Source organism: Paraburkholderia sp. RL18-101-BIB-B, assembly GCF_046026985.1.
Classification (GTDB): Bacteria; Pseudomonadota; Gammaproteobacteria; order Burkholderiales; family Burkholderiaceae; genus Paraburkholderia.
The window spans coordinates 100,684-125,432 of sequence record NZ_JARESV010000003.1; the positions used below are offsets into that span (position 1 = coordinate 100,684).

Annotated in this window: 20 protein-coding genes; 12 read left to right on the forward strand and 8 right to left on the reverse strand. The window is 61.3% G+C overall.

Going from position 1 to position 24,749, the window contains the following annotated elements:
* Nucleotides 1-129: 129 nt before the first annotated feature.
* Entirely contained in the window at nt 130-2,961 is a 2,832-nt protein-coding gene (locus P0D73_RS06310) for a 2-oxoglutarate dehydrogenase E1 component (protein WP_408282185.1), read from the reverse strand.
* A gap of 515 nt (nt 2,962-3,476) precedes the next feature.
* Between P0D73_RS06310 and P0D73_RS06315 the strand changes: the two genes are divergently transcribed.
* Together P0D73_RS06315 and mug are read left to right on the forward strand one after the other, a co-directional pair.
* Nucleotides 3,477-4,505, forward strand: a complete 1,029-nt coding sequence (locus P0D73_RS06315; protein WP_408282183.1) for a GlxA family transcriptional regulator — start codon at nt 3,477-3,479, stop codon at nt 4,503-4,505.
* Nucleotides 4,506-4,685: 180 nt separating this feature from the next.
* On the forward strand, nt 4,686-5,222 hold the full coding sequence (gene mug / locus P0D73_RS06320; protein WP_408282180.1) for a G/U mismatch-specific DNA glycosylase: 537 nt from the start codon (nt 4,686-4,688) through the stop codon (nt 5,220-5,222).
* 60 nt (nt 5,223-5,282) lie between these two features.
* Here mug and P0D73_RS06325 read toward each other — a convergent pair whose 3' ends face one another.
* A complete protein-coding gene (locus P0D73_RS06325; protein WP_408176637.1) occupies nt 5,283-6,239 on the reverse strand; it encodes a LysR family transcriptional regulator in 957 nt (318 codons plus the stop codon).
* Between the two features lie 78 nt (nt 6,240-6,317).
* Nucleotides 6,318-6,722, reverse strand: a complete 405-nt coding sequence (locus P0D73_RS06330; RefSeq protein ID WP_408282176.1) for a hypothetical protein — start codon at nt 6,720-6,722, stop codon at nt 6,318-6,320.
* Between P0D73_RS06330 and P0D73_RS06335 the strand changes: the two genes are divergently transcribed.
* The 5 genes from P0D73_RS06335 (at nt 6,721) to P0D73_RS06355 (ending at nt 13,910) form a co-directional block, all read left to right on the forward strand.
* Nucleotides 6,721-7,395: an antibiotic biosynthesis monooxygenase family protein gene (locus tag P0D73_RS06335; RefSeq protein WP_408282174.1), complete on the forward strand. Its 675-nt coding sequence runs from the start codon at nt 6,721-6,723 to the stop codon at nt 7,393-7,395. The two genes, P0D73_RS06330 and P0D73_RS06335, sit on opposite strands and share 2 nt — an antisense overlap.
* 419 nt (nt 7,396-7,814) lie before the next feature.
* Entirely contained in the window at nt 7,815-9,440 is a 1,626-nt protein-coding gene (locus P0D73_RS06340) for an MFS transporter (protein ID WP_408430388.1), read from the forward strand.
* 12 nt (nt 9,441-9,452) lie between these two features.
* Entirely contained in the window at nt 9,453-10,532 is a 1,080-nt protein-coding gene (locus P0D73_RS06345) for an HlyD family secretion protein (RefSeq protein WP_408176636.1), read from the forward strand.
* A complete protein-coding gene (locus tag P0D73_RS06350) occupies nt 10,529-12,067 on the forward strand; it encodes an efflux transporter outer membrane subunit (protein WP_408176635.1) in 1,539 nt (512 codons plus the stop codon). Before P0D73_RS06345 ends, P0D73_RS06350 begins: the two co-directional genes overlap by 4 nt.
* 79 nt (nt 12,068-12,146) lie before the next feature.
* A complete protein-coding gene (locus P0D73_RS06355) occupies nt 12,147-13,910 on the forward strand; it encodes an MOSC domain-containing protein (protein WP_408282168.1) in 1,764 nt (587 codons plus the stop codon).
* A gap of 65 nt (nt 13,911-13,975) precedes the next feature.
* On the opposite strand, the gene P0D73_RS06360 is transcribed toward P0D73_RS06355, so the two are convergent.
* On the reverse strand, nt 13,976-14,560 hold the full coding sequence (locus P0D73_RS06360) for a TMEM175 family protein (RefSeq protein ID WP_408176632.1): 585 nt from the start codon (nt 14,558-14,560) through the stop codon (nt 13,976-13,978).
* A 191-nt stretch (nt 14,561-14,751) separates the two neighbouring features.
* Nucleotides 14,752-15,150, reverse strand: coding sequence for an RcnB family protein (locus P0D73_RS06365; RefSeq protein WP_408282166.1), 399 nt, complete (start codon nt 15,148-15,150; stop codon nt 14,752-14,754).
* A gap of 338 nt (nt 15,151-15,488) precedes the next feature.
* On the opposite strand from P0D73_RS06365, the gene P0D73_RS06370 reads away from it, so the two are divergent.
* From P0D73_RS06370 to hutH, 3 genes are all read left to right on the forward strand, one after another.
* Nucleotides 15,489-16,385: a fructose bisphosphate aldolase gene (locus tag P0D73_RS06370; protein ID WP_132374391.1), complete on the forward strand. Its 897-nt coding sequence runs from the start codon at nt 15,489-15,491 to the stop codon at nt 16,383-16,385.
* A gap of 315 nt (nt 16,386-16,700) precedes the next feature.
* Nucleotides 16,701-17,630 (forward strand): LysR substrate-binding domain-containing protein, encoded by a 930-nt coding sequence (locus tag P0D73_RS06375; RefSeq protein WP_408430391.1) that lies wholly within the window; start codon nt 16,701-16,703, stop codon nt 17,628-17,630.
* A gap of 197 nt (nt 17,631-17,827) precedes the next feature.
* The gene (gene hutH, locus P0D73_RS06380; protein WP_408430394.1) at nt 17,828-19,402 is read left to right on the forward strand and encodes a histidine ammonia-lyase; all 1,575 of its coding nucleotides are present in this window, start codon (nt 17,828-17,830) and stop codon (nt 19,400-19,402) included.
* A 98-nt stretch (nt 19,403-19,500) separates the two neighbouring features.
* On the opposite strand, the gene P0D73_RS06385 is transcribed toward hutH, so the two are convergent.
* Genes P0D73_RS06385 through P0D73_RS06395 form a run of 3 tightly spaced genes read right to left on the reverse strand, consistent with a single transcriptional unit; the run spans nt 19,501 to nt 22,439 of the window.
* Complete coding sequence (locus P0D73_RS06385; RefSeq protein WP_408430396.1) at nt 19,501-20,361, reverse strand: transporter substrate-binding domain-containing protein; 861 nt, start codon at nt 20,359-20,361, stop codon at nt 19,501-19,503.
* Between the two features lie 46 nt (nt 20,362-20,407).
* Nucleotides 20,408-21,382: a PDR/VanB family oxidoreductase gene (locus P0D73_RS06390; RefSeq protein ID WP_408430398.1), complete on the reverse strand. Its 975-nt coding sequence runs from the start codon at nt 21,380-21,382 to the stop codon at nt 20,408-20,410.
* A gap of 19 nt (nt 21,383-21,401) precedes the next feature.
* Complete coding sequence (locus P0D73_RS06395; RefSeq protein ID WP_408430401.1) at nt 21,402-22,439, reverse strand: aromatic ring-hydroxylating dioxygenase subunit alpha; 1,038 nt, start codon at nt 22,437-22,439, stop codon at nt 21,402-21,404.
* Between the two features lie 295 nt (nt 22,440-22,734).
* On the opposite strand from P0D73_RS06395, the gene P0D73_RS06400 reads away from it, so the two are divergent.
* Entirely contained in the window at nt 22,735-23,844 is a 1,110-nt protein-coding gene (locus P0D73_RS06400) for an S-(hydroxymethyl)glutathione dehydrogenase/class III alcohol dehydrogenase (protein WP_408311171.1), read from the forward strand.
* A gap of 73 nt (nt 23,845-23,917) precedes the next feature.
* The gene (gene gfa / locus P0D73_RS06405; protein ID WP_132374384.1) at nt 23,918-24,493 is read left to right on the forward strand and encodes an S-(hydroxymethyl)glutathione synthase; all 576 of its coding nucleotides are present in this window, start codon (nt 23,918-23,920) and stop codon (nt 24,491-24,493) included.
* Nucleotides 24,494-24,749 lie beyond the last annotated feature (256 nt).

The following is a 24,749-nucleotide window of genomic DNA, read 5'->3' on the forward strand; positions in this document are numbered from 1 at the left end:
GAGCCATTGCGATGACACGCCGTCCGCGGATCTTTTTCGGTTGCATGCGAACGGTCGCCGCTGGCCGCTTATCCACGTCCCGAGCGACTGAAGGTCCGCGCGCGGTATCACCGCGAGATGCACAAGCCATTATTCCGCGAACGCACTTGAGATAAGCGCAGCCTGTCTCGCCGCATGTACCGCGTGATAACCGGGCGCCGTCGACGCGGAAGCCGCCGGCCCCGCATACCGCAATTGCGCACCCGAAGGCAGGATCTCGCGCAACTGCGGTTCAACGAAGCTCGATGCCCCCTGGTTGCGCGACTCCTCCTGACACCAGACCACGGTCTTCAGATTCGGATAACGTGCAAACTCCGCGGCGAGTTGCCTGGACGGAAACGGATACAGCTGTTCGACGCGGATGAGCGGCGTATCGTCAACACCCGACGTGCGGCGCTGTTCGAGCAGGTCGAAGTAGACCTTGCCCGAAGACACGATGACGCGCTCCACATTCGACACTCGCGACGGCTCGACCTGCGTGTCCACCAGGATCTCGCGGAACGCACCCGTGGCCAGCTCGTCGAGCGTGCTGACCGCTTCCGGATGACGCAGCAGCGACTTGGGCGTCATCACGACGAGCGGCCGGCGATCGAACACAGCCGCTTGCATCCGCAGCAAATGGAACAGTTGCGCGGGCGTGGTCGGTTGGGTGACCCGCATGTTGTCCTGCGCGCAAAGCTGCAGATATCGCTCGAGTCTCGCCGACGCGTGTTCCGGTCCCTGCCCGTCCTGCCCGTGCGGCAGGAACAGGGTCAAGCCGCTGAGTTGTCCCCACTTTGCGGCGCCCGCTGCGATGAACTGATCGATCACAACCTGCGCACCATTCGCGAAGTCCCCGAACTGCGCCTCCCACACGACGAGCGCATTGCGGTTGACCGTCGAGTAGCCATACTCGAAGGCCAACACGGCCGCCTCCGACAGAATGGAGTTCGTCACCGTAAATCGGCCACTTGCGCCGTCGATATGATCGAGCGGGATGTAGACGCCCTCCGTCCTGCTCGTGCGTGTCTGATTGTGCAGAACGGCGTGGCGGTGATTGAACGTGCCCCTCGCGCTGTCCTGCCCGCTCAAGCGGACATCGATCCCGGCGCCGAGCAACGAGGCGAACGCCAGGTGTTCACCCATGCCCCAATCGATCGGCTTTCTCCCCGCGGCCATCTCGCGGCGCGCGGTGATCATCTTGCCGACCAGCGGATGGATTTCGTATCCGTCCGGGATGGTCGAGATCTGTTGCGCCAACGCGCGCACCTGAGCGGGCAACGGAGGACCATACTGGACCGGGCCGGCATAGTCATCGAGAAACTTCGGCCATGTGGGTATTTCGTCTGGCTGTACAGATACGCCGGGCGCTTCGGCTTCTCGCGCGTGTTCGAGACTGTCTCGATGTGCGTCGAGGGTGTCCTTGACCTGATCCGGCGTCACTACGCCTTCCCTGATCAACTGTTGCGCGTACACGGTCCTCACGCCAGGGTGGCTGGTAATCGCGCGGTACATGAGCGGCTGCGTGATGGCGGGCGTGTCCTGTTCCTGATGCCCGTGCTTGCGGAAACAGACAAGATCGATCACCACGCTGCGCCTGAACGCCGTGCGATAGTCGAGCGCGAGGCGCACCGCCATGGCCACCGCTTCCGGGTCGTCAGCGTTGACGTGCAAAACCGGCGCCTCGATCATCTTCGCGATGTCCGTGCAGTAGAACGACGAGCGTGTATCGCGCGGATCCGAAGTCGTAAAGCCGATCTGATTGTTGACGACCACGTGGACCGTTCCGCCCGTGCCGTGTCCTCGGGTGTACGTCAGGCTCAACGTCTCCATCACGACGCCTTGCCCGGACATTGCCGCGTCACCGTGAATCTCGACGGGCAGCACGTCGCTTCCGTCGCCCGCGCCCGAGGTCTCGCCTTTGGCGCGCGCCATGCCTTGCACGACTGGGTTGACGATTTCCAGGTGCGAGGGATTGAATGCAAGCACGACATCGACAGGCCCGTCGGCCGTCTGCGTGACACCGCTATAGCCCTTGTGGTACTTGACGTCGCCGGCCGGCAGAGGGTCGCCGCTCTTGCCCTCGAACTCGTCGAAGAGCGCGCGCAAAGGCTTGCCGGCAATGTTCACCAGCACATTCAGACGCCCGCGATGCGCCATGCCCATCACCACCGTGCCGACCTTCTTCGATGCGCCATAGCGAACCAGCTCGTCCAGCAACACGATCAACGATTCGCCGCCTTCCAGCGAGAAGCGTTTTTGCCCGACATAGCGCGTGTGCAGGTACTTCTCCAGTCCTTCAGCAGCCGTCAGGCGTTCGAGGAACCGTTTTTTCTCCGCTACCGAAAACGAAGGCCTCGCGCGCGTCGACTCAAGTTGCATTTGCCACCAACGCCGCTCGCCGGCATCGCTCAGATGCATGAAATCGGCGCCGAGTGTGCCGGAATAGGTCTGTTCGAGCGCCGCGACGATCTCGCGCAGCGTTGCGTCTTCGTCGAAAAGAAACGTGTCGGCCGTGCTGAATCGCGTGGACATGTCTGCCGCCGACAAGCCGTAGAACGCCGGCGTGAGTTCGACGGAGGCCTGCGGCGGAGTCCACAGCAGCGGGTCGAGTTTCGCCTTGCGCGTGCCGACCATGCGGAACGCGGCAATCAACGACTGCACCGCCACCTGCTTTCTGGCGATCGCAAGACCGTCTTCGAGCGTCGTCTCCGTAGCGCGCGAGCGCTTGCCCAGCTCGACGAAGGTGGAAACGACAGGCGCATGCGGTTCGTCATCGCGGTCGCTGCCGTCGATGGCGGGGGTTTCGCGCAACGCATCGAAATACGCGCGCCACTCATCCGCGACCGATGCCGGGTCAGCCAGGTAGAGTTCGTACTGCTCCTCGACATAGGGGGCGTTTCCCCCGAACAGGAAAGAGCTTTGAATTTTTTCCATCAGCATGATGAATCTGTCCTCGATTCGCGTCCGGTCTGAACTTCGACCGTGACATGGGTTGAGGCGGCTGTAGCCTCATCGTGGCCAGTCCGGCGTGCAACCAGGGGCTAAGGACGGACGACCATTTCGCCGACGACAGATTCTCTGGTGCGCCCGAGCTTTAAGATCCCAGCCGCATTGATGAGATAAAGCATAGGTAGTCGGCACGGCGACCGTGCGCATCGTTGGCGCCGTCGCGGGCCAATAGAGGTGAGATTTGGGCCACGTAGCCAGTGTTGCCCCGCGCGTCGGCTGCGAACAGGGTCATGAGGGGCGCCGCAATGAACCGCGCTCTCCTGACTCCGCCCTTGCGACGGCCAACGAACGGGTCTGCGCGCCGCTTTACCAGTATTTCCGGGCTTGCATACCCGCACTTCGTGTAATAAGTGATTTTCGGCGCGACGCATTTATCCCGTGGCGCTTCGCTCTTATAGTGGCTCCAGCGGACACGAAGTCCGGCAACGAGGAACGAGGGTCACGACATGAAAGTCGCCATTGTTGTATTCGATGATGTGCAGGCGCTGGATGTTGCGGGCCCTCTGGACGTATTCGCGGAAGCCAACACATTTCTCCCTGAACACCAGAAGTATGAGGTGTTTCTGCTGGGTAACGAGGCCGGCACCGTGTCGTGCTCGAACGGGATGCAACTCGCGATTCCGTATAGCTATGCGGACTTCGACACGCCATTCGACTTGCTGCTGGTAGCAGGCGGACCGCGGTTGCCCAATGCCGAGCCGCGGCCCGAGTTTCTGAAGTGGTTGCAAGACCAGGCGCGCGGCGCAACCCGCTTCGGTTCCGTTTGCAACGGTGCATTCGTGCTCGCACACGCCGGGCTGCTCGACGGCAAGGACGTGACGACCCACTGGGCAGATGCGGATCGCCTCGCTGACGAATTCCCTCAGGCACGCGTGCAGCCGGACCGGATCTTCATTCGTGACGGACGCCTCTTTACCTCTGCCGGCGTGACGGCGGGCATAGACCTGTGTCTTTCGCTGGTCACGGAAGACTGGGGGCACGAACTGGCCGTGCGGGTTGCGAAACGCCTGGTGGTCTACATCCAGCGAGAAGGAGGACAGTCTCAATACAGTCCTTACGTCGGAGTACGGAAGGACCAGGATCCGATCGTCGGCAAGGTGCTCCGGTACGTGACCGAGCACATTACCGATGCGTTATCGATCGAACAGCTTGCCAGCGCTGTTTCAGTCAGCCGCCGTACGTTCTCGAGGCTATTCGCGAAGTATGCCAAGGTGACGCCGTCCGCGTTTGTCGAGCAGGTTCGCGTCGACACCGCGAGGAAGTTGCTCGAGGAGACCGATGCGCCTCTGAAGACCGTGGCGTTCAATTGTGGCTTTCATAGCGCCACGCATATGCGAACCACTTTCTTCCGACGGCTCAACGTTACGCCCAGACAGTATCGCCAACGATTCCGCGGCACGGTAGGCAAGCAGCAGTGGGCATCTAGCGAGGTCGAGGAGCAAGTCGAAACAGCAGAACTGGAAACTGTCGATTAGCTCTCGGGTCTACCGAGTTGGGCTGGCAAGAATCGGGACACATTTGACCTGAAATCGACGCTCTTGCCGCTTGTCCGTCGTGGCGGCGTGGTTCAAACTGCGCTCGTGGTGTCGTCGAGGTAGCCTGTTGTTGCCACTCGGCGCCTCGAATGTACATCTTGAATAGGCCTACACCCATCCGTGACTCGCTCCGATTCACTTCAATCTCTTCCTGATCTGCTTGAGCCGGGTTTATCCGTTGTATTTTGCGGCATCAATCCGGGCGTCCGCGCGGCGTCGAGCGGCCGCCACTTTGCCGGCAGAGGCAATCGGTTCTGGCGGACCGTTCATCTCGCGGGTTTTACTCCCGAACAGATTGGTCCCGAAGACGACCACACGCTCCTGCAGTATGGTTGTGGTCTCACCACGGTGGTCTCGCGTCCGACCGCACGAGCGGATCAGCTATTACAGTGGGAATTCAAAGCGGCCGCGACGGAGTTCGAACGGAAGATCGAAGGATATGCGCCGCGATGCGTTGCCTTCCTCGGAAAGATGGCGCTCAGCGCAATGTCGGGCAGCCGCGACATCCAGTGGGGACTTCAACCGGCCACATTCGGCGGCGCTCGCGCATGGGTGCTGCCCAATCCCAGTGGCCTGAACCGGACTTTCAGCCTCGATGCGCTGGTGACCGCCTATCGGGAACTTCGTCTTGCAGTCGCGCCGGCCGGTTCGGTTTGAGCTTGAAGAATTCGCCGCGTGGACTAGCCCGCACGATCCGACTTGCCTCATCAGCATGCCCTATTTGACCGGACTCAAGATTCCAGAGGTCCCATTCATCGTCACCGCGGTTTCCATGTGTTGAAGATGCACGTTTCTGCGCAACGTCTCGGTGACGAACTCCACGAAGGCTCGAATCTTACCGCTTGCGCCTCGCCGCTCCACATGCAGCAAGTTGACCGGCGTCGACTCGGGCTCGAATGCCGTCAAGATTGGCAGCAGCGTTCCATTGAGTACCTCGGACGCCCCCTGGTAGGAAAACAATTGCGTTATTCCCACGCGGTCGACGGCTGCCATAACGGCCGCCGGCGCCAGGTTGACGATCATTCGTGGCTGAACCCGGACCGATAGCCTCAAGCCGTTTTCATAAAACGTCCATTCGAGAGGATTCGTCACTCCCGTGAGGGACACGCAGTGATGATCTGCAAGCTCCCTGGGATGAACGGGTTCTCCATGCGCCACGAGATAAGCCGGGGCCGCGTAGGTTCGACGCCGTACAAAACCCAACGGAATGGCATATATCGAAGAATCGCCCAGGTGGCCTATCCGGATGGCGATATCCACGCCCTCCTCCAGAAGTCGCGTGGTGCGATCGACATACACCGCGTTGATGCTGACGTCCGGATAACGCTGGGCATACGCATCGATTAGCGGAGCGATGAATCGCTGGCCAAACAGCACCGGAGCAGAAATGGTCAGTGTGCCTACCGGGTTGTCCTGGCAAGCCGCGACATCGGCTTCTGCGTCCGTGACGGCATCCAACACCTTGCGGCAGGCATCGAGGTACGACATGCCTGCCTCTGTCGGTCGGACTGAACGGGTTGTTCGCGCCAGCAGTTGCGCGCCCAAGCGGGCTTCGAGCGAGTTGAGCGCCCGCGAGACCGCAGGCGCCGACATTCCGAGTTTCTCCGACGCGCTGGTAAAACTGCCTCGGTCGACAATGGCTACGAAAACCTCCATCTCACGTAATCTGTCCATCTTGATTCCAACTTGAATGTGTTTTCAGCCTGCCAATAGATCTACGCCCTCCTCACGGGGACGCGGCGTCATCGGGCGCTAGGAAGATGCCGCAATAGTAAGCGCCATGTCCTGCATGGTGACGCTCTCTTTCCGCGGCTGACTCGAAGAAGACCACGAATGGCCGATTTCGCACTCTTTTAACGAGCAAAGGAAGTGGCCTTCGCGATATCCCATCTCAGTCGGATTTTGTTTGTTAGCCAAACGGAAAATGACCGTTTCCGGATCGGCGCTTCGCCTGGGTGATCCGTGATGAGCCAGCCTGGCAAAATTCGCGCATGGAATGGCCCAATACGCGGCCTGATGAGGCTTCAAGAAGCCCTCTCCATCTCCGACAATCAAATGACCCATCGCGCGACAGTCACATGGTGATGAATCGACTGCATCGCTGCGGTTACCTGTCCCCACATGACCAGGCATCCTCAACCAGACGAAGGAATCCATGTTTTCTGCAATGCTCGAAGTCAATCCGTTATCCGAACAATTCGACGCCTATCTCGGCATGGCCAAGATGCTGCGCCCGGAGCTCGAAGCGATCGATGGTTTCGTCGACAATACCCGCTACGCAAGTCTGACACGCGAGGGATGGCTGCTTTCTCTATCGAGCTGGCGCGATGAGAAGTCGCTGATACGTTGGCGAGTGACGACGAACCATCACAAGGTGCAGCAGGCGGCGCGCGATCGCGTCTTTGCCGACTACCGCTTGCGCATTGGCCAGACCGTCGCGGATACGTGCGTCCCTGCCGGGCAGACGTTGATCGAGCAACGCCTCGACACCACCGAAACGGGAGTAGGCAAGGCGATAACGCTACTCGATGCCACGTACGCACCGGATTGGGTCAAGCTGGTGAGCGCGGACGCGGTTGCGCAATCGCTGGGACTCGATACGAAGGCGCCCGGTCTCGTCGCCTGGGACGCATTCGACGCGTTGATGACACCCGGCGACGTCATCGCGGTAGCGACGTGGGAAGACCTCGCGGCCGCTGAAGCCTTCGAGCGCAATACGACCCTGCCGAAGTTCGTGCGCCTGCGGCACATCCGCGTTGTCCGGGAGTACGGAATGTTCGATCGCCGCGAGGCGCCTCAATACTTCGCCGAGGCGCAGCCCAAGGCGTGAGCCGGACGCCGCGCGAATTCGGCATTTCTGTAACGAGGCGGCGGCCAGTGGCGTAATGGTATGCCGCTTCCGCATTCGCGCGATTCATCTACGGTTACCCTCGGCCGCTACAAAAAGGTGGCTGTTCGTGCCGCCCCATGTCGGTGAAACGTGTTCTGTTGACCGAATGGAAAAGATTCATTGCCGGGGGTTCGCACGTTGCCCAGGGAGCGACAATGACATTGGCCAGATTCGCGCACGAAATGGCCAGATACGCGACATGTGTCAGCTTTAAGAAAGCCGGGCCGCCTCCTAGAATTCATAAAACCCATCGCGCGGCGGCAATACGTTAGCGAGCCGGCTGGATCTTCGCGAACACCGGGCATGGCAGGAAGATTTTCCGACGGAATGCCCCATTAAACACTGGTAGCCGGACCCCTATGAACACCGCCAACCCATCGATAACTGGAACAGGAGATGCGAAGCTCGCGCCATCGTCGACGCCGGTCTCTGTGCCCCAGACAGGAACTCCTGTGCAGCAGACACCCACCGAAGCCGAGTTGCCCCTGCGCCTCGCTATCGGCCTGATCGGAATGCTGCTGGCGTCGCTGCTGGCCATACTGAACGAACAGGTCACCGCGGTGGCGCTCGCTGATATCCGCGGCGCGTTCTCGATCGGCCGTGACGATGGAACCTGGCTGACCGCGCTCTTCGAGGCGACGAACGTGGCCACGATGGTGTTCGCGCCGTGGTTCGGCGTGACGTTCACGCTGAAGCGATTTACGATCGGCGCGGTGCTGGCCGTGATGTTGCTTGGATTTCTGTGTCCCTTCGCGCCGAACCTGCTGACGCTCTATGTGTTGCGTGCGCTGCAGGGCGTCGCAGGCGGATGTCTGCCGCCGATGCTGATCATCGTCGCGCTGCGTTACCTGCCCCCGAGGGTCAAGTTATATGGACTCGCGGGCTACGCACTCACCGCGACCTTCGGACCGGCGCTCGGCACGCCGCTCGCCGCGTTGTGGACCGAATATGTCGGCTGGCAAATGGCCTTCTGGCAAATCGTGCCGCTTGGCCTCGTGAGCTGCGTAGCGATCTACAAGGGGCTTCCAGCCGATCCAACCAGACTCGAACGGTTCCGTTCATTCAACTGGACCGGATTCCTGCTCGGCTATCCCGCCATCGCCATGCTCGTCATCGGCCTGCTGCAGGGCGATCGGCTTGACTGGCTGAATTCGACGTTTATCTCCAAGATGTTTTGCGGCGGGACGCTGTTGTTCGTGGCATTCCTTGTCAACGAGTGGTTTCATCCGCTGCCGTTTTTCAAACTGCAACTGCTTGCCCGCCGGAACTTCGCGCACGGGCTTCTCACACTGGTCGGCGCGGTGATCCTGCTGGTGGGCGTCGCCGCCATACCCGGCCAGTATCTCGCGCAGATTCACGGCTACCGGCCGCTGCAAACCGCGCCGCTGTCGTTGCTCGTCGCCATTCCGCTATTGATTGCGCTGCCCGCGACCGCCGCGCTGCTCAATCTCCGGCAGGTCGACCACCGCTGGGTCATGGCCATTGGACTTTGCCTGATCGCCACCACGTGCTTTCTGGGGAGCTTCATGACCTCCGAGTGGATTCGCGAGAACTTTTACTGGCTTCAGTCGCTGGAGATCGTTGCTCAGCCCATGGTGATCATGGGCATCCTGATGGGCGTCACGACCGGCCTGCCCCCAACGGAAGGTCCGTTTGCCTCGGCCATGTTCAACACGCTCAAAACATTTACCGGCGCAGCGGCAACCGGTCTCATCGATGGGCTCGGTACGGCACGCGAGCATTTCCATTCGAGCATGCTGGTGGACCACCTGGGCAACAACGCGCTGGTCACGAGCCAGAGCATCGATGCGGCTCACAGCATCGGCGAACTCGCGCACCGGATTCACGAGCAGGCCGTCGTGCTGACATCGGCGGATCTCTATCGCGTGATGGCGGGTATCGCCGTCGCCTTCCTTTTCGTTATTCCGGTGTTACCCGTGCGCGTTTATCCGCCCTGGAGCACAACGCCGCCCTCTTCCCGCTAAGCGCCGCTATCTATGTCATCCGCTACCCGATTTCCTCCCAGAACGATCCGTCTTGCCGCGTATGTGCTCATACTCGGCGTCGCTGTACTGGCGGCCTGCCTTTGGCTATTCACCGGCTCGACCAGCGAGACCACCAATGATGCCTATGTGACGGCCGACTTCACGCTGGTCGCGCCGCGTGTCGCGGGCCAGCTTTCCGAGGTGCTCGTCGAAGACAACCAGCAGGTGAAAGCCGGGCAATTGTTGGTACGCATCGACGACCGCGACTTCCACGCCGCGTTGATGAGCGCGCAGGCGGACGTGGCGGCAGCGAAGGCATCGGTCGCGAACTACGAGGCCGAGATTGCGCGGCAGCCCGCGCTCGTCGATCAGGCGCGTGCCACGCTTCGCGCGGATGACGCGACGCTCGAGTTTGCGCGTGCGAACGCCTCGCGCTACCGCAATCTCTCGGAAACCGGCGCGGGCACGACGCAGGAGCAGCAGCACGCCGCAAGCGCGCTGGCCGAGGAACTCGCGCAGCAGGCCCGCAACCGGGCCGCACTCGTGGCGACCGAGCAGAACCTCGACGTGCTGAAGACCCAGCGCGACAAGGCGGCCGGCGCGTTGGCGCACGCCGAAGCCGCGCTCGAACAGGCGAAGCTCAACCTGTCGTATACGGAGATCCGCGCGCCCGTCGACGGCAAGGTTGGACGGCGTTCGGCACGGGTCGGCGCATTCGTGACGACCGGCGCGCCGCTGCTCGCGATCGTGCCGCTGTCGGACGCCTATATCGTCGCCAACTTCCAGGAAAACCAGCTCGCCCGGATGCGGCCCGGCGACGCTGTTCGGATCAAGGTCGACAGTTTTCCGGGCGAAGTGATCCGGGGACACGTCGATAGTCTTGCCCCCGCCACAGGTGTGAGCTTCGCGCCTATCGCGCCCGATAACGCAACGGGCAACTTCACGAAGGTCGTCCAGCGCGTGCCGGTCAAGATCACGATCGACCACGGACAACAGGCCGCGTCCGCTTTGAGCGTGGGCCTGTCCGTCGAAACGGAGGTCGCCGTCGGCAAGCGTGCCGATATGCGCATCGCGGGAGCGGACGCGAAATGAATGCGAGCGACTTCTCCCTCCGCACACCGGCGCTCGCGCTGTTGCTGAGCTCCCTGCTCACGGGCTGCCTGGTCGGCCCGAACTTCGAACGTCCGCAGACGGCCACGCCCGACGTGTTCAACCGCACCCAGACCGCGCAGGCTTCGAGCAAAGCGGTCGAATCCGAATTCAGTCCGCAATGGTGGACGCTGTTCAACGATCCCGTGCTGGACTCGCTGGAGAACCAGCTGAGCGATGCGAATCTCGACGTCGCGGCCGCGTCGGCGCGCCTGCGGCAAAGCCGGGCGGAACAGCGCATTGCCGGTGCCGAAGAATATCCGACGCTGGCCGGCGCCGCCTCCTATAACCGCGAGCGCGGAAGTCCGAACGGCATCCTGTCGCTGCTTGGCGTCACCCCGACGGGAAGTCAGCCGCAGTCTGCATCGGGCAGCGCGCCGCTAGGCGTGGCGCCGTTGCCGGGCGCCAAAGGCTCGCCCGCTTACGATCTCTACCAGTTCGGCTTCGATGCATCATGGGAGCTCGATTTCTGGGGTCGTGCCCGACGCGGAGTCGAGGCCGCGTCGGCGCTCGCCGATGCGTCGTACGAGGACCGCAACGCGATCCTGTTGTCCGCCCGCGCCGAACTCGCCCGCGACTACATCCAGTTGCGCGACACGCAAGCGCTGCTGCAGATCGCGAAACAGAACCTGGAGATTGCGCACGACGCCACGAAGCTCACGCAAACGCGGGTGCATGAAGGTGTCACCACGGAGCTGGATGTAGCCAACGCGATGGCCCAGGCGGAGTCGATCGAAAGCCTGATCCCGACGCTCGAATCGCGCAACGAGACCACCATCAATGCGATTGGCGTGCTACTGGCGAAGGAACCTGGCGCATTAAAACAGATGCTCGCCGAGCCGCACGATGTACCGGCACTGCCTGATCAGGTGCCCATTGGCGTGCCGTCGGAACTGGTGCAGCGCAGACCCGACATCAGGAAAGCGGAGGCTCAGCTGCACGCGGCCACCGCGACGATCGGCATGGCGAAGGCCGACTTCTATCCACGCATCTCGCTGAACGGCAGCGCCGGGTTCCAGAGCCTGCAGCTCTCGAATCTCGCCGACTGGGCGTCCGGGCAGTTTGTCGTGGGACCGTCGATCACGCTGCCTATCTTCGAAGGCGGACGCCTCAAGGGCACGCTTCATCTGCGCGAGGCACAGCAGCAGGAGGCGGCGATCGTCTACAAGCACACCGTGCTTCAGGCATGGCGCGAGGTGGACGATGCGCTCGTCGTCTATGACGCGGAACAGCGGCGGCGTGATCGCCTGAAAACGGTCGTGAGCCTGAACCAGCGTGCGCTGTCGATTGCGCGGCAACGGTACAAGGCGGGTGCGGTCGATTTTCTCGACGTGCTGAACGTGCAGAAACAGTTACTCGATGCGCAGAGCAACCTCGAACAAAGCAAGGCCGACGCCGACGCGAATCTCATCACATTATGCAAGGTGCTCGGCGGCGGGTGGGAGTCAACGTATGCCAGACAGGACAGTGCGCATTGACGTGGCATGCTATTGCGTGTGATTGTGCGCTGGCCATGAGCTGACGTTGTAGGCGCGCTCTCGTGATTCAGGAGGAAGCATGGCTCGATTGCTCTCGGTGAATGTCGGACTGCCGCGCGACATTGACTGGAAAGGCCGCACGGTCTACACGGGAATCTGGAAGGAGCCGGCGCACGCGCGTTGTTGGGCCGGCCGCCTGAATCTGACCGGCGACGGCCAGGGCGATCTGGCTGGGCACGGCGGCGAGCAGCGAGCCGTGTTCGTCTACCAGATCGAGTCCTATCGCCATTGGCAGGCGCAACTGAAGCGGACCGACTTCGTCTACGGACAGTTCGGCGAGAACTTCACGATCGAAGGCATGCCGGACTCCGACGTGTGCATCGGCGACCGCTATCGGATCGGCACGGCCTTGTTCGAGGTGACGCAACCTCGCGTGACCTGCTATCGCGTCGGCATTCGGACGAACGAGCCCCGCATGCCTGCGTTGCTGACATCCAGCGGACGGCCGGGTTTCTATTTGCGCGTCCTGCAGGAGGGTGCCGTCGGCGCCGGCGACGACATCGTGAAAGTCGGCGAGGCAACAGAGCGCATGAGCGTCGCCGAGATCAATGCGCTCCTGTATTCCCCTCATCATCCGCGCGATCGGCTGGAGCAGGCCTTGCGCATCGAGGCACTATCGCCCGGCTGGCGTGGGTCGTTCGAGGCGTTGTTGCGCGACCAGACGACGGGTGCAGCGAGCGGGAATGCAGGCCTTGCACCCGCCGCTGCCGCGCATCCGGTTGCCCCCGGATTCCGGTCACTCACGGTGACGGCGATTGAACCGGCGTGCGCCGATGTGCTCTCGCTGACGTTGCAAAGCGCGAACGGTCAACCGCTGCAAACGGCGCTGCCCGGTCAGTACGTGGTGTTGCGTCTGCCACGGCCCGCCGACGGCCCGCCACTCTTTCGCAGCTACTCGCTTTCGGGCGAAGCATCGGCCGAGCGCTATCGGATCAGCGTCAAGGTCGAGCCGCATGGGGCAGCGGGAACCTACCTGCAAGCGCACGTCCGTGTAGGCGATGCACTCGATGTCAGTGCGCCACGCGGCAGCTTTGTTCTGCAGCCGGGAGACGGTCCGCTTGTTCTTCTCAGCGCGGGAATCGGCGTGACGCCGGTTCTTGCCATGTTGCACGCGCTGGCCGCGGCGGGCTCGACGCGGCAGGTGTGGTGGCTCCACGGCGCTCGCGATCGGCAGCACCATGCATTCGCGGACGATGCCCGCGCTCTGGTGCACAAACTGACGCACGGGCGCAGCTATGTCTGCTACAGCCGGCCGGATGCGAGCGAGCGCATCGGCGAGAATTTTGATGCGATCGGCCACCTCTCGGGGACGGCACTCGACGAGGCAGGCGTGCCGCAAGGTGCGGATTTCTACCTCTGCGGCCCGACGCGCTTCATGGCGGACATGAAAATGGTGCTCGCCGGGATGAGCGTCGCGCCGGAACGGATTCACGCTGAAATCTTCACCGGTGGTGAGACTTTGACACCGGGCATCGTCGGCACTTCGGCGCGCGCGCCGCACCAGCCGACAGAGGATGCCGACACCGGGCCGCTGGTTTCATTTGCCCGCAGCGGCGTCGCGGCGCACTGGAATGCGGCGCTGTATCCGAACATTCTGGAGCTTGCCGAAGCGTGTGACGTGCCGGTTCGATGGTCGTGTCGAACCGGTGTTTGTCACAACTGTGAAAGCGGACTGGTTTCGGGGGCGGTGAACTATAGTCCCGAGCCGCTCGACATGCCCGCGCAAGGGAACGTGCTTGTCTGCTGTTCCCAGCCGGCTGGTGACGTCGTCATTGATTTGTGAGCACGAACCTGTCCGCCTCTTTCGAGGCGAACAGCCTTTTCACAAACGCTGCCCTTGAAGATCGGTCACGGCCTGAACTCGGAGAGATCCGGCCTCAAGTGGAGCGTCAACGCTACGCATATCAGACCGAAGCCGACGCGCGGGGCGACGATCGCAACCAGCATGGCTGACGTGAACCCCGCAAGGACGATCAGCGATCGGTATCTCGCTGTACGCCGCATACGCGCGGACACCATGCTGGCATCCGCCTGAGTCAATACCTGATGTTCGAAAACGTTGTACGCCGCGTCGATACATATAAACAGACCTGCGTAAAACATCACGGACGACGACGCGAGCTGGGTCGTTGCTACCCACGCGGTCGCAAACGGCAACAGCGAAACCAGGAAGAGATGAACGAAGTTGACCCATATCATTCCCAGCGTCGGCGGACCGACGAACCGCATCAGGTGATGGTGATTGATCCAGATGATCGCGACGAAAAGATAGCTCACCGCGTAGCTGAGGGCGATCGGCCATAGAGGCAACAGTGCCGAGAACGAATGCTCCTCCGGTGCCTTGAGCTCCAGCACCATGATGGTCACGATCACTGCGAAGACGCCGTCTGAAAAAGCAGCTAGACGTTCGGCGGTTGCTTTTGCTTCACGCATGGCGGGCTCCCTGGGATAAGCAAGAAGTCATTTCAACAGCAACGGCCGCGCTCGGACAGTCAAGACAGCATACAAACCAAAACATGCGACATAAGCAGAACCATGGCCGCCAAGGGCGGGCACGGTCCTGATATTCGCAGAACGACCAACGTCCAGCGATTCGGCGGATCGATCGATATCGATCCGGCCGCTTAGTGCCCGGAAAGCAGAACGTTGGCGATGACCCCTGTCGCGATGGCAGCGAGTACGTAGTCCCCGTTCACGCCCACCCACTGATACCCGCGCGGCGGCGCTTGCAGTCCATGCCCGTGCCAGTCGTTGACGACGTAATTATGATCGCGGTACTCCGCCGGAAGCCGCTCGCCCTTGTGCCAGTCGTTATGAGGAATGGGACCACCAGGACCTCCGCGCGACGCGTCGTGCGGAGCAGGCCCGTGACCCTTTCCATGCGGAGCCCCGTGACCTGGGTTTGCCTTGTTGTGCGAAGACTGGCCATTGCCGTGGTCATCGTGGTGCGGCTGCGCGAAAGCGGCCACGGACGTGCCAAGTAACGAAGCGATCAAAAGCGGTGCGATGATTCTCGACTTCATGTCAGTGTCCCAGAGAGAAGGGCGGGAGATCGGTTTAACACGCGGTTTGGTGCGCGAAGGGGCGTCTGACAGACTGGCTATTGAGCGGCCATGGGCCTGCTCCCCAGCCGCGCCGCGTGCGACGGCAAGCCTAGCAAAATGCGATGTAAGTGTATGTTAAATAGTGTTTGGGCGTCACGCGTAATAAAAACGACACAAGCCTCAATAGCCGACGTCGGCGACCGTTTTTTCATCGAGTCCCACATTTGCATTAACATCGTCACACTGAACGTATTGAACGCAACGTGTCGCGACCAGAAATGCTGGTTTGATATTCCACCGTGAAGAGGGAGACGATCGTGGCTGATGAGAAGATGCTGGCGCAAGTTTGTGAGAAACAGGGATTTTTTGCCGCCCTGGACCAGAGCGGCGGATCGACCCCTGGCGCATTGCGGCTTTATGGCATTCCGGAGAGCGCCTACAGCAATGACGCCGAGATGTTCAAGCTGATACACGAGATGCGCGTGCGCATCATCACGGCACCCGCCTTTACGGGGGAGAAGATCATCGGGGCCATCCTGTTCGAAGCGACCATGGACGGACAGGCGCAGGGGAAACCCGTTCCGACCTTCCTGTGGGAGGAGCGCGGCGTCGTGCCGTTCCTGAAGGTCGATAAGGGCCTGGAAGCCGAAGCCGACGGTGTCCAGTTGATGAAGCCGATTCCCGGCCTGGACGATCTGCTCGCCAGGGCCGCGAAGCTCGGTATCTGCGGCACCAAGATGCGCTCGGTCATCAACCTGAATTCGCCAGCCGGGATCGCTGCAATCGCCAGGCAACAGTTCGAGCTGGCCGCACAGATCGACGCGCACGGTCTCATGCCGATCCTCGAGCCCGAGATTTCGATCAAGAGTCCGGACAAGCCGGGGGCGGAAGCCACCCTTCTCGCGGAACTGACCAAAGGTCTCGATGCGTTGCCGGATAGCCGTCAAGTGATGCTCAAGCTGACCATACCGGACGTAGCGGACTTCTATCGTCCGCTGATCGAGCACCCGCGTGTCGCACGGGTAGTCGCGCTTTCCGGCGGCTACACGCGAGCCGACGCGTGCAAACGGCTCGCGTCGAATCACGGCATGATCGCCAGCTTCTCACGGGCTTTGATCAACGAGCTCAAGGCATCGATGAGCGACAGTGAATTCAACACGACGCTCGAGAAATCCGTCGACGAGATCTATCAAGCCTCCGTCGTCAAGGTTTGAAGCGGCTTTCAGGAGACCGCGCCTGGCGAATCGAGGCCCTGGTTCGCCGAACGTGAACGGGCTGCTTTGTCCGGCTTCATGGCCGGACAAAGCGCGCGGCCTGATGCTCCTCGAATTCTTCCTCGCACATTCGCGTAAAGCGCGACATGGCCTAAGCACCGCTATCGATCCAACTTCGGCCTCTCGCCGCGACACGGCGAACGCTGCATCCTGCTTATTTTGGCGAGCAGCTTCGGACCGTCTTTCTACACTAATATCGGGGCGCTGGCGTCCGCTCCGAATGGCCAGCGTGCCGCCAGTTCCGGAACCCCGAAGATGAACCGTTTGCCGCCGCTGCGCGCCCTCCAGGCATTCGATGCCGTGGTTCGCAACAAGAATGTCGTCGCCGCCGCCGAATCACTGCACGTGACGCCCGGAGCAGTCAGTCAACAGATCCGCCAGCTCGAAGAATTCCTCGGCGTCGCGCTGTTCGACCGCGAAAGCACCGGCCTGCGCCCCACCGCGCTCGGCCAGCTCTACCACGAGCACGTGGCCCGCGGCTTCGAATGCTTTCATGCCGCGCACACGGCCCTGGAAGCGGCGCAGCATGGTCCTCACCTGACACTCAGCACGTTCCCTTCGGTTGCAACGCATTGGTTTGCGTCGCGGCTGGATAAGTGGCACACGCTATCACCCGGCGTGCGCGTCCACGTGGAGGCCACGGATCGCGAGCCGAAGCGCGGCGAAAGCAATTGGGATGTCCGTATGACGTACGGAACGCCGCCCGCGGACGGAGCCCACTACCGCCTCCTGTTCACCGACCGGGTGACACCGGTGTGCTCGCCGTCACTGCTGCGGGCGGACCACCCAATCGAGCAGCCCGCGGATTTGCTGCACTACCCGCTTGTCCATGTCGAGTGGGGCTGGAACGAGAGGTCGCCGCCGACCTGGGGCGACTGGTTGCGCGCAGCCGGCGTCCCTGTGCCAGACACACTGGCTCCGTTGACCTACTCGCTTTCGGGCATGGCCGTCGATGCGACGCTGCGCGGCAGAGGCGTGTCGCTCGGTCAGGGACTTTTCACTGCCGATAGCCTGACGCAGGGACTGCTGATCGCACCCTTCAGGATCTCGCTGCCCATGCCGTATCCGTACTACCTGGTGTGGCAACCCGGCGCGCTCGAGGCGCCGGACGCACGGCAATTCCTCGACTGGCTGACCGAGGAAGCCGCGCAGACGCAACGCGACATCAACGCGATATTTGGTTGACCCTTCATCATTCCGGACCCCGGGCGCACCGCTCGTGTTTTAGAAAAACTATAGAGACTCCGCAGATTAAATGGTTTGTCGGCGTCTATGCGCCACCCTATGCTCGAAAGCGAATCCATGCGCATCAGCCATCGCTGTTTGCCGCTGCGTGCCTGCCGCATGGTTTCAGCTAACCAGCCAAATCATAGGGATCACGCATGAACATGAACACAGGGCACGATAGCCTGCGGGCTCGTCCAAAGCACATTAGCGAAGTGCTGCTCGGCGATGACGACATATCGATCGAGGAATTTATCGCGGTCGCAAAGCATGGCGCGAAGGTCCGCTTCTCGCAGAAATATTGCGAGCGCGTGTCGCGCTCGCGCATGCAGGTCGAACGGTTTCTCGAGGAAAATCGCCTCGTCTACGGCGTCACCACCGGATTCGGCGACAACTCCACCCGCGTGATCCGGCCAGAAGAGGCCGAGGATCTGCAACGCAATATCGTGCGCTCGCACGCGGTCTCGGTGGGCGCCCCGCTGCCGCGCGAGGTCGTCCGCGCGACTCAGCTCATGATCCTGAACAGCCTTGGAAAAGGCTATTCCGGTGTCACGCTCGACTTACTGCAGCAGATTGCGGAATTGCTCAATCACGGCATCACGCCGGTAGCGCCTGGTGACGGCTCGGTCGGCTACCTCGGACCCGAAGCGCACATGGCCCTCGTGCTGATTGGCGAAGGCGAGGCGACCTATGGCGGTGAACGGATGAGCGGTCTGGAAGCGCTGCAGAAAGCCGGCCTGAAACCTCATACCCTGCGTTGCAAGGAGGGGCTCGCGCTGGTCAACGGCACGACCTCGGTGACCGCAATCGGCATGCTCGCGCTGCATAACGCGCTGGAAGCGTCCAAGGTCGCCGACATTGCCGCTGCCATGTCCCTGCAGCCGCTCAAGGGCACAACACGCTCGCTCGACGCGCGCTACCACTCGGTCAAGAAACACCGGGACCAGTCCAACGCGGCCGACAATCTGCGACGAATTCTCGCCGGCAGCGCATTGACCGAACGCTTTGTCGATTACCGCTTGCAGGATACCTACAGTCTGCGAGCCATGGCGCAAGTCCACGGTGCCTCGAAGCGAGCCATCAATGATGCGCGCGAAGCCATTCTCGACGAGGTCGGTTCTTGCGGCGACAACCCCGTCATCTATCCCCACGAAGGCGACGGCCTCGCCATTTCAGGCGCGAATTTCGATGGCACGTTCGTTGGCATCGCGAGCGACCTCCTCTGCATCGCGATGACCAATCTCGCCAAAATCTCCGAACGCCGGACCGACCGGCTGGTGAACCCGCACTTCAGCGAACTGCCGGCGTTCCTCGCGCCGCGCCCCGGTCTGAATAGCGGCTACATGATCGTTCAGTACACCGCCGCGGGCCTGCTCGGAGAAATGCGTATCCTGTCTCATCCTGCGAGCGTGGATAGCGTCTCGACGAGCGGCAATCAGGAAGACCCCGTGAGCTTTGCGTATCTTGCCGCACGCAAGGCTTACGAGACGTCGCAGAAACTCCAGCATGTGCTCGCGATCGAACTGATGGTGGCAACCCAGGCTCTGGATTTCTTCGACCCGGCAGACGCCTCGCCTGCCACGGCAGCGGTCTACGCCCGGATCAGGCAGAAGGTGCCCAAGGTGGAGGACGATCGCTTCTTCCACCCGGACATGGTGCACATTCACGAACTGGTCACGCGGGGCGATCTGCTGAGCGTCGTCGAGAACATCACCGGCGCGCTGCACGAATAACTGCTCCACTAATGGCAAACGAGCCGTCGATTCCAGGGATATCGACGGCTCGTTAAAAATCAGTATAGCTAAACTACGTATCGACCATAAATTCAGCTTCAGGGCGTGACGTCCGTTTTGAACCACTTCTGACTGAGCGTGTGCACCGTCCCGTCAGCAAGCGCCGCGGAAATTGCCTGATCGAACATGGCTTTCAGGTCCGTGTCGGCTTTGCGCAAACCGAGCGCTTCACCGTCCCCCCAGATTGGACCGCCGATCTTCGGACCGGTGAATCCCAACGTCGCGTTGGCGGGTTTCGACAAGGCGGACGCATAGTAGGATGCGTCGTCGAACGCCACGTCGATACGTCCCGCGATCAGATCGATGTCGTGTTCCGGAGCGTTCTTGTATTCGCGAATGCTCGCAATATCCTTGAAGTTCTCGTTGATGAATTTGCTATAGACCGTCCCCGTGACGATCCCGATCGATTTGCCCTTCAAGCTGACGCGCAGCAGGTCGACGGCCGGCCTGTCGGCTGCCGGATTGCCGGTCAGCTTGATGGGTATGGCGCCCGGCGGCAGCTTCGGCAGCACGCCCGACCCGACCGAGACAAAAGCGGCTGGCGTATTTGCATATGGCTTTGAAAAGGTGATCGCCTTCTTACGCTCGTCACTGATCGACAGGGCATCCATGATTACGTCGAATTTGCCGGAGTTCAACCCGGGAATCAACCCGTCCCAGTCTTGCGCGATCAGTTTGCACTGCACGCGCATACGCGTGCAGAGATTTTTCGCAAGCTCCGGTTCGAACCCATCCAGCGTGCCGTCCGGACGTGTCAGATTCCACGGTTCATAGCTGCCCTCGAGGGCAATGGTGACGGTCTTCCACTCCTTCGCGTAGCTGGTTGAAGAAAACGCGACGGCCATGACGGACGCCGCGCAAGCCACTGCCTTTACAACGTCCCGACGACTGAGGTTCATTTGAAGTCTCCCTGCCTATGGATTTGAATGCAAATACCCGTGCCGCTCACGCCAACTCGTCAAGCACCAACACGGATGAATTCGACCTCGATACGCACGGCAGGAAGCACGTCCCGGCCGCGCGTTCGTCATCGGTCAGATAGGTGTCGCGATGATCGGGCTCGCCCGCGAGAACGCGCATCATGCAAGTCCCGCACACGCCCACTTCGCACGACGATGGCAGGTCGAATCCCGCCTCGCGCAGAGACGCCAGCACGGTCTTGCCTGGCGGGACGGGTATTGCGTCGCTCCTGCCTTCGAGCCGCACCGAAAACTCGCGTTCGTCGCCGGCAACCGGCACCGCAGGGCCGAACGACTCCTGATGCACGAACGGTTCGCCCAGCATGTCGCGAGCAAGGCCTACCGTCATCTCCATGAAGGCCGGCGGTCCGCAAACATAGAGATGCGTGTTGGGCAACGCGGCAGACAGCAGACCAGCAATGCGCTCGCTAGTCGCGGCTGGCGAGAGGCCGACGTGGATATGCGCGTGGTCCGCAAGAGGTGATCGTCCGAACTCCGTACGGAATACGACAGACGCGTCGCTGCGAGCAAAATAGGCGAGCGTGTACCGCTTTTGCGATGCCGCGAGCGCGTAGGCCATCGAGAGAATCGGCGTGACGCCGATTCCGCCGGCAATCAAAAGGTGCTGATCTGCCGTATCGCTCAAGGCAAACGCGTTGCGCGGCGTCCCGATCCGCATGCGCGTGCCGACCTGCGCGGCGCTATGCAGCCATGCGGATCCGCCGCGGGACGCGGGTTCGCGTTTGACGGCGATGCGGTACTCCGGTGCGCTGGCGTCGGCGCCGCACAACGAGTACTGGCGCACCCGTCCATTCGGAAGATGAACGTCGATATGCGAGCCGGGCGCATACGCCGGCAACGCCGCACCGTCCGTACGGGCTAGCCAGAACACACGGATGTCGTCGGCCGCCGCGCTCACGTCAATGATGCGCACTTCAATCGTATCTGTACCAGCGCTCATCGCAGTATCTCCGGGCATGTCACGACGTGACCTGTTGCGGCGCATGTTCGGCTTCGATCATCTTTTGCAGCATGCGGCGAAAACGCAGCGGCGCAGCGTCGGTTTCAATGTCCGTATTAGGCGTTCGCTTGTTCGTCATGCCGTAATCGACCGCGGACAGCACGACCAGATCCTCATTGAATGCGTTGATGAAATCGTCGGTGAGCGCGCGGTCTGTCGACGCGCAATCGGGCCGGAAGTTGCGCACCTGAAACCAGAAGTAGCGACAGGTATGCTCGGTCACCGGCGTAACGAAGTTATATGAGTCGAGCAGGAACACGTCCGGATGCAACCGCCCCTGCGGCGCGCCAGAATTCGCCGGTGCAATGATGTCGCGAATAATCGCGTGCGACGGATAGCGCACTTCATAATGCTGCAGCCGGTCGGCATGTCCGGCGAAGCTCACATACGGGCGGAAGAACGGCGCGAGTTCGCAGTCCAGCATCCATCGCGAGGCGAGCACGCCGTTATCGAGGACCGTCATCCTGACTGGTACATCCGCGGTGGCGACGTTACCCAGCGAAGTCTTGTGGACATACGTGACGTGAGACGGATCGAGCAGGTTATCCGTCATGTACTGATAGCCGCAGTTGACGTCCATCGCAGGACCGAGATTGACGCCCCACGCCGGATCGTCGTAGTGCGCAACGGTCAGTATTTCGTCGGGATCAGCCAACTCGGGGTTGCCCGTCCAGATCCAGACCAATCCGTAGCGTTCGGCTACCGGATAGCGTCTCACGCAGGCCTTCGGTGGAATCCTGGCAAGACCCGGCGCATGCACGCAAACGCCGTCGGGACCGAACTCCAGTCCGTGATAACCACAGCGCAGGTTGTCGCCCGTCACCTCGCCCATCGAAAGAGGCAGCTTGCGATGCGGGCACGCATCTTCAAGCGCGATCACCGCATGCTCCAAACCGCGATAGAGTACGACCGGCTCCTCCAGAATGATTCGCCTCACCGGCTTGTCTTCGATCTCGTCGCTCCAGGCAACGACATACCACGCGTTCCGCAAATACATTCCCTGCCCCCTTTCGTGTTCAATCAATCGTCCAGTGGGCAAAGAATAGGAACAACAGCAGCAGATCATCAAACGATTTGAACTACAGCCGAGGCTTAGTTTTTCTAAAGACACTCGCGAGGGCACTTCAATTCACTTGGTGCAACGCTTCCCGGCATGATGCTAAGTACTCTTAATATGTAAGGAGTTTCCCGAGGATTGACCGCTTCCGGATCAAAACCTCTTGCGGCAGATGTTTTAATTGTGCAGACTTGTCTATACAAATTTAATCGCGCAAGTCACTAAGGGATCAGTCATGAAATCACGTGCTGCAGTTGCATTCGGTCCAGGACAACCCCTGGAAATCGTCGAGATCGATGTTGCGCCGCCGAACAAAGGCGAAGTGCTGGTAAAGATCTCCCATACGGGCGTATGCCACACGGACGCCTTCACGCTCTCGGGCGACGACCCTGAAGGCCTGTTTCCCTGCGTGCTCGGCCATGAAGGCGCAGGCGTTGTCGTGGAAATCGGCGAAGGCGTCACCTCGGTCCAGCCCGGCGACCACGTGATCCCGCTTTACACCGCGGAGTGCGGCGAATGCCTGTTCTGCAAGTCGGGCAAGACGAACCTGTGCGTCGCCGTACGTGCCACCCAGGGCAAAGGCGTGATGCCGGACGGTACCACCCGCTTCTCCTACAACGGCCAGCCGATCTATCACTACATGGGTTGCTCGACGTTCAGCGAGTACACCGTGGTCGCCGAAGTCTCCCTTGCAAAGATCAATCCGGCTGCGAATCACGAACAGGTCTGCCTGCTGGGTTGCGGCGTCACAACGGGTATCGGCGCCGTGCACAATACCGCGAAGGTGCAGCCTGGCGACAGCGTCGCCGTGTTCGGACTCGGCGGCATCGGGCTCGCTGTCATTCAGGGGGCTCGCCAGGCCAAGGCCGGCCGGATCATCGCGATCGACACCAACCCTTCGAAGTTCGAGCTGGCGAAAGTCTTCGGCGCCACGGATTGCGTGAATCCGAAAGACCATGAAAAGCCGATCCAGCAGGTCATCGTCGAGATGACCGGTTGGGGCGTCGACCATTCATTCGAATGCATCGGCAACGTCAATATCATGCGTGCGGCGCTCGAGTGCGCACACCGCGGCTGGGGACAGTCCGTCGTCATAGGTGTTGCGGGGGTCGGTCAGGAAATCTCGACACGCCCGTTCCAGCTGGTGACGGGCCGCACATGGAAAGGCACAGCATTTGGTGGCGTGAAGGGCCGCTCGCAACTGCCGGGCATGGTGGAAGACGCCATGCGAGGCGATATTCAGCTTGCCCCGTTCGTCACGCACAGATTGCCGCTTGATCAGATTAACGAAGCATTCGATCTGATGCACGACGGCAAATCGATTCGCACGGTGATCAACTACTAGGACACGACTGTGCGCCGTCTTCGGTGCAACTTCATCGCGCCGATTTTCATTCAGAAACATTGGAGGTGACAGAATGAGTACCTTGACAATACACCCGTCAGTGGACGCCGGCGTCAAGAAGGGCACCCCCGGTTTCACCGGCGGCACGCTCCACTGCCAATGCCCGAGCGACAAAGTCGAAGTCCGGGTAGAGAGTAACGTCGCGCACAACCACATTTGCGGCTGTACGAAATGCTGGAAACCGGCTGGCGCAGCTTTCGCAATGATAGGCGTGGTGCCGCGCGACAAGGTCACGGTCACCGCTCATGCCGAGAAGCTCCAGATCGTCGACGAGAAAGCGGCCATCCAACGTCATGCCTGCAAGGCGTGCGGAGCGCACATGTATGGCCGGATAGAAAACCGTGACCATCCGTTCTACGGTCTCGACTTCATTCACGTCGAACTCTCCGATGAAAGCGGCTGGGAAGAGCCGCGCTTTGCGGCCTTCGTCTCGTCGGTAATCGAAGCTGGCGGCGCGAAACCGGAACAGATGGACGACGTGCGCGCACGGCTCACTGAGCTCGGACTCCCACCGTACGACGCGCTCAACCCGCCGTTGATGGACGCGATGTCCACGCATATCGCCAGGCGCACTGGTGTGCTGAAGTAGTGCAACTCAGGGCGGCTCGTCCGTACCGATCCGCCCATCCACGGGATTCGTAATGGAGCGGATAGCGTGGCAGCGATGCGGCATATGTGGCAGCCTTTAGCTGTCACGCACCGCATCCGATGCACGGGCTCAGGGGGCGTGCAACCGCGATCGCCAGTCGAAGCTCCGTAGCGACCTGCTGCGACAGAACCGCGAATACGCCGACGCAAAATGTCATACGTTTTCCGGGCAATCGTTCGCATGGGAAGGGTACGCC

Coding starts and splice junctions, on each gene's coding strand:
- P0D73_RS06310 (WP_408282185.1), bottom strand. CDS start 2,961: ATGCTGATGGAAAAAATTCAAAGCTCTTTCCTGTTCGGGGGAAACGCC.
- P0D73_RS06315 (WP_408282183.1), top strand. CDS start 3,477: ATGAAAGTCGCCATTGTTGTATTCGATGATGTGCAGGCGCTGGATGTT.
- P0D73_RS06325 (WP_408176637.1), bottom strand. CDS start 6,239: ATGGACAGATTACGTGAGATGGAGGTTTTCGTAGCCATTGTCGACCGA.
- P0D73_RS06335 (WP_408282174.1), top strand. CDS start 6,721: ATGTTTTCTGCAATGCTCGAAGTCAATCCGTTATCCGAACAATTCGAC.
- P0D73_RS06330 (WP_408282176.1), bottom strand. CDS start 6,722: ATGGATTCCTTCGTCTGGTTGAGGATGCCTGGTCATGTGGGGACAGGT.
- P0D73_RS06340 (WP_408430388.1), top strand. CDS start 7,815: ATGAACACCGCCAACCCATCGATAACTGGAACAGGAGATGCGAAGCTC.
- P0D73_RS06345 (WP_408176636.1), top strand. CDS start 9,453: ATGTCATCCGCTACCCGATTTCCTCCCAGAACGATCCGTCTTGCCGCG.
- P0D73_RS06350 (WP_408176635.1), top strand. CDS start 10,529: ATGAATGCGAGCGACTTCTCCCTCCGCACACCGGCGCTCGCGCTGTTG.
- P0D73_RS06355 (WP_408282168.1), top strand. CDS start 12,147: ATGGCTCGATTGCTCTCGGTGAATGTCGGACTGCCGCGCGACATTGAC.
- P0D73_RS06360 (WP_408176632.1), bottom strand. CDS start 14,560: ATGCGTGAAGCAAAAGCAACCGCCGAACGTCTAGCTGCTTTTTCAGAC.
- P0D73_RS06365 (WP_408282166.1), bottom strand. CDS start 15,150: ATGAAGTCGAGAATCATCGCACCGCTTTTGATCGCTTCGTTACTTGGC.
- P0D73_RS06375 (WP_408430391.1), top strand. CDS start 16,701: ATGAACCGTTTGCCGCCGCTGCGCGCCCTCCAGGCATTCGATGCCGTG.
- hutH (WP_408430394.1), top strand. CDS start 17,828: ATGAACATGAACACAGGGCACGATAGCCTGCGGGCTCGTCCAAAGCAC.
- P0D73_RS06385 (WP_408430396.1), bottom strand. CDS start 20,361: ATGAACCTCAGTCGTCGGGACGTTGTAAAGGCAGTGGCTTGCGCGGCG.
- P0D73_RS06390 (WP_408430398.1), bottom strand. CDS start 21,382: ATGAGCGCTGGTACAGATACGATTGAAGTGCGCATCATTGACGTGAGC.
- P0D73_RS06395 (WP_408430401.1), bottom strand. CDS start 22,439: ATGTATTTGCGGAACGCGTGGTATGTCGTTGCCTGGAGCGACGAGATC.
- P0D73_RS06400 (WP_408311171.1), top strand. CDS start 22,735: ATGAAATCACGTGCTGCAGTTGCATTCGGTCCAGGACAACCCCTGGAA.
- gfa (WP_132374384.1), top strand. CDS start 23,918: ATGAGTACCTTGACAATACACCCGTCAGTGGACGCCGGCGTCAAGAAG.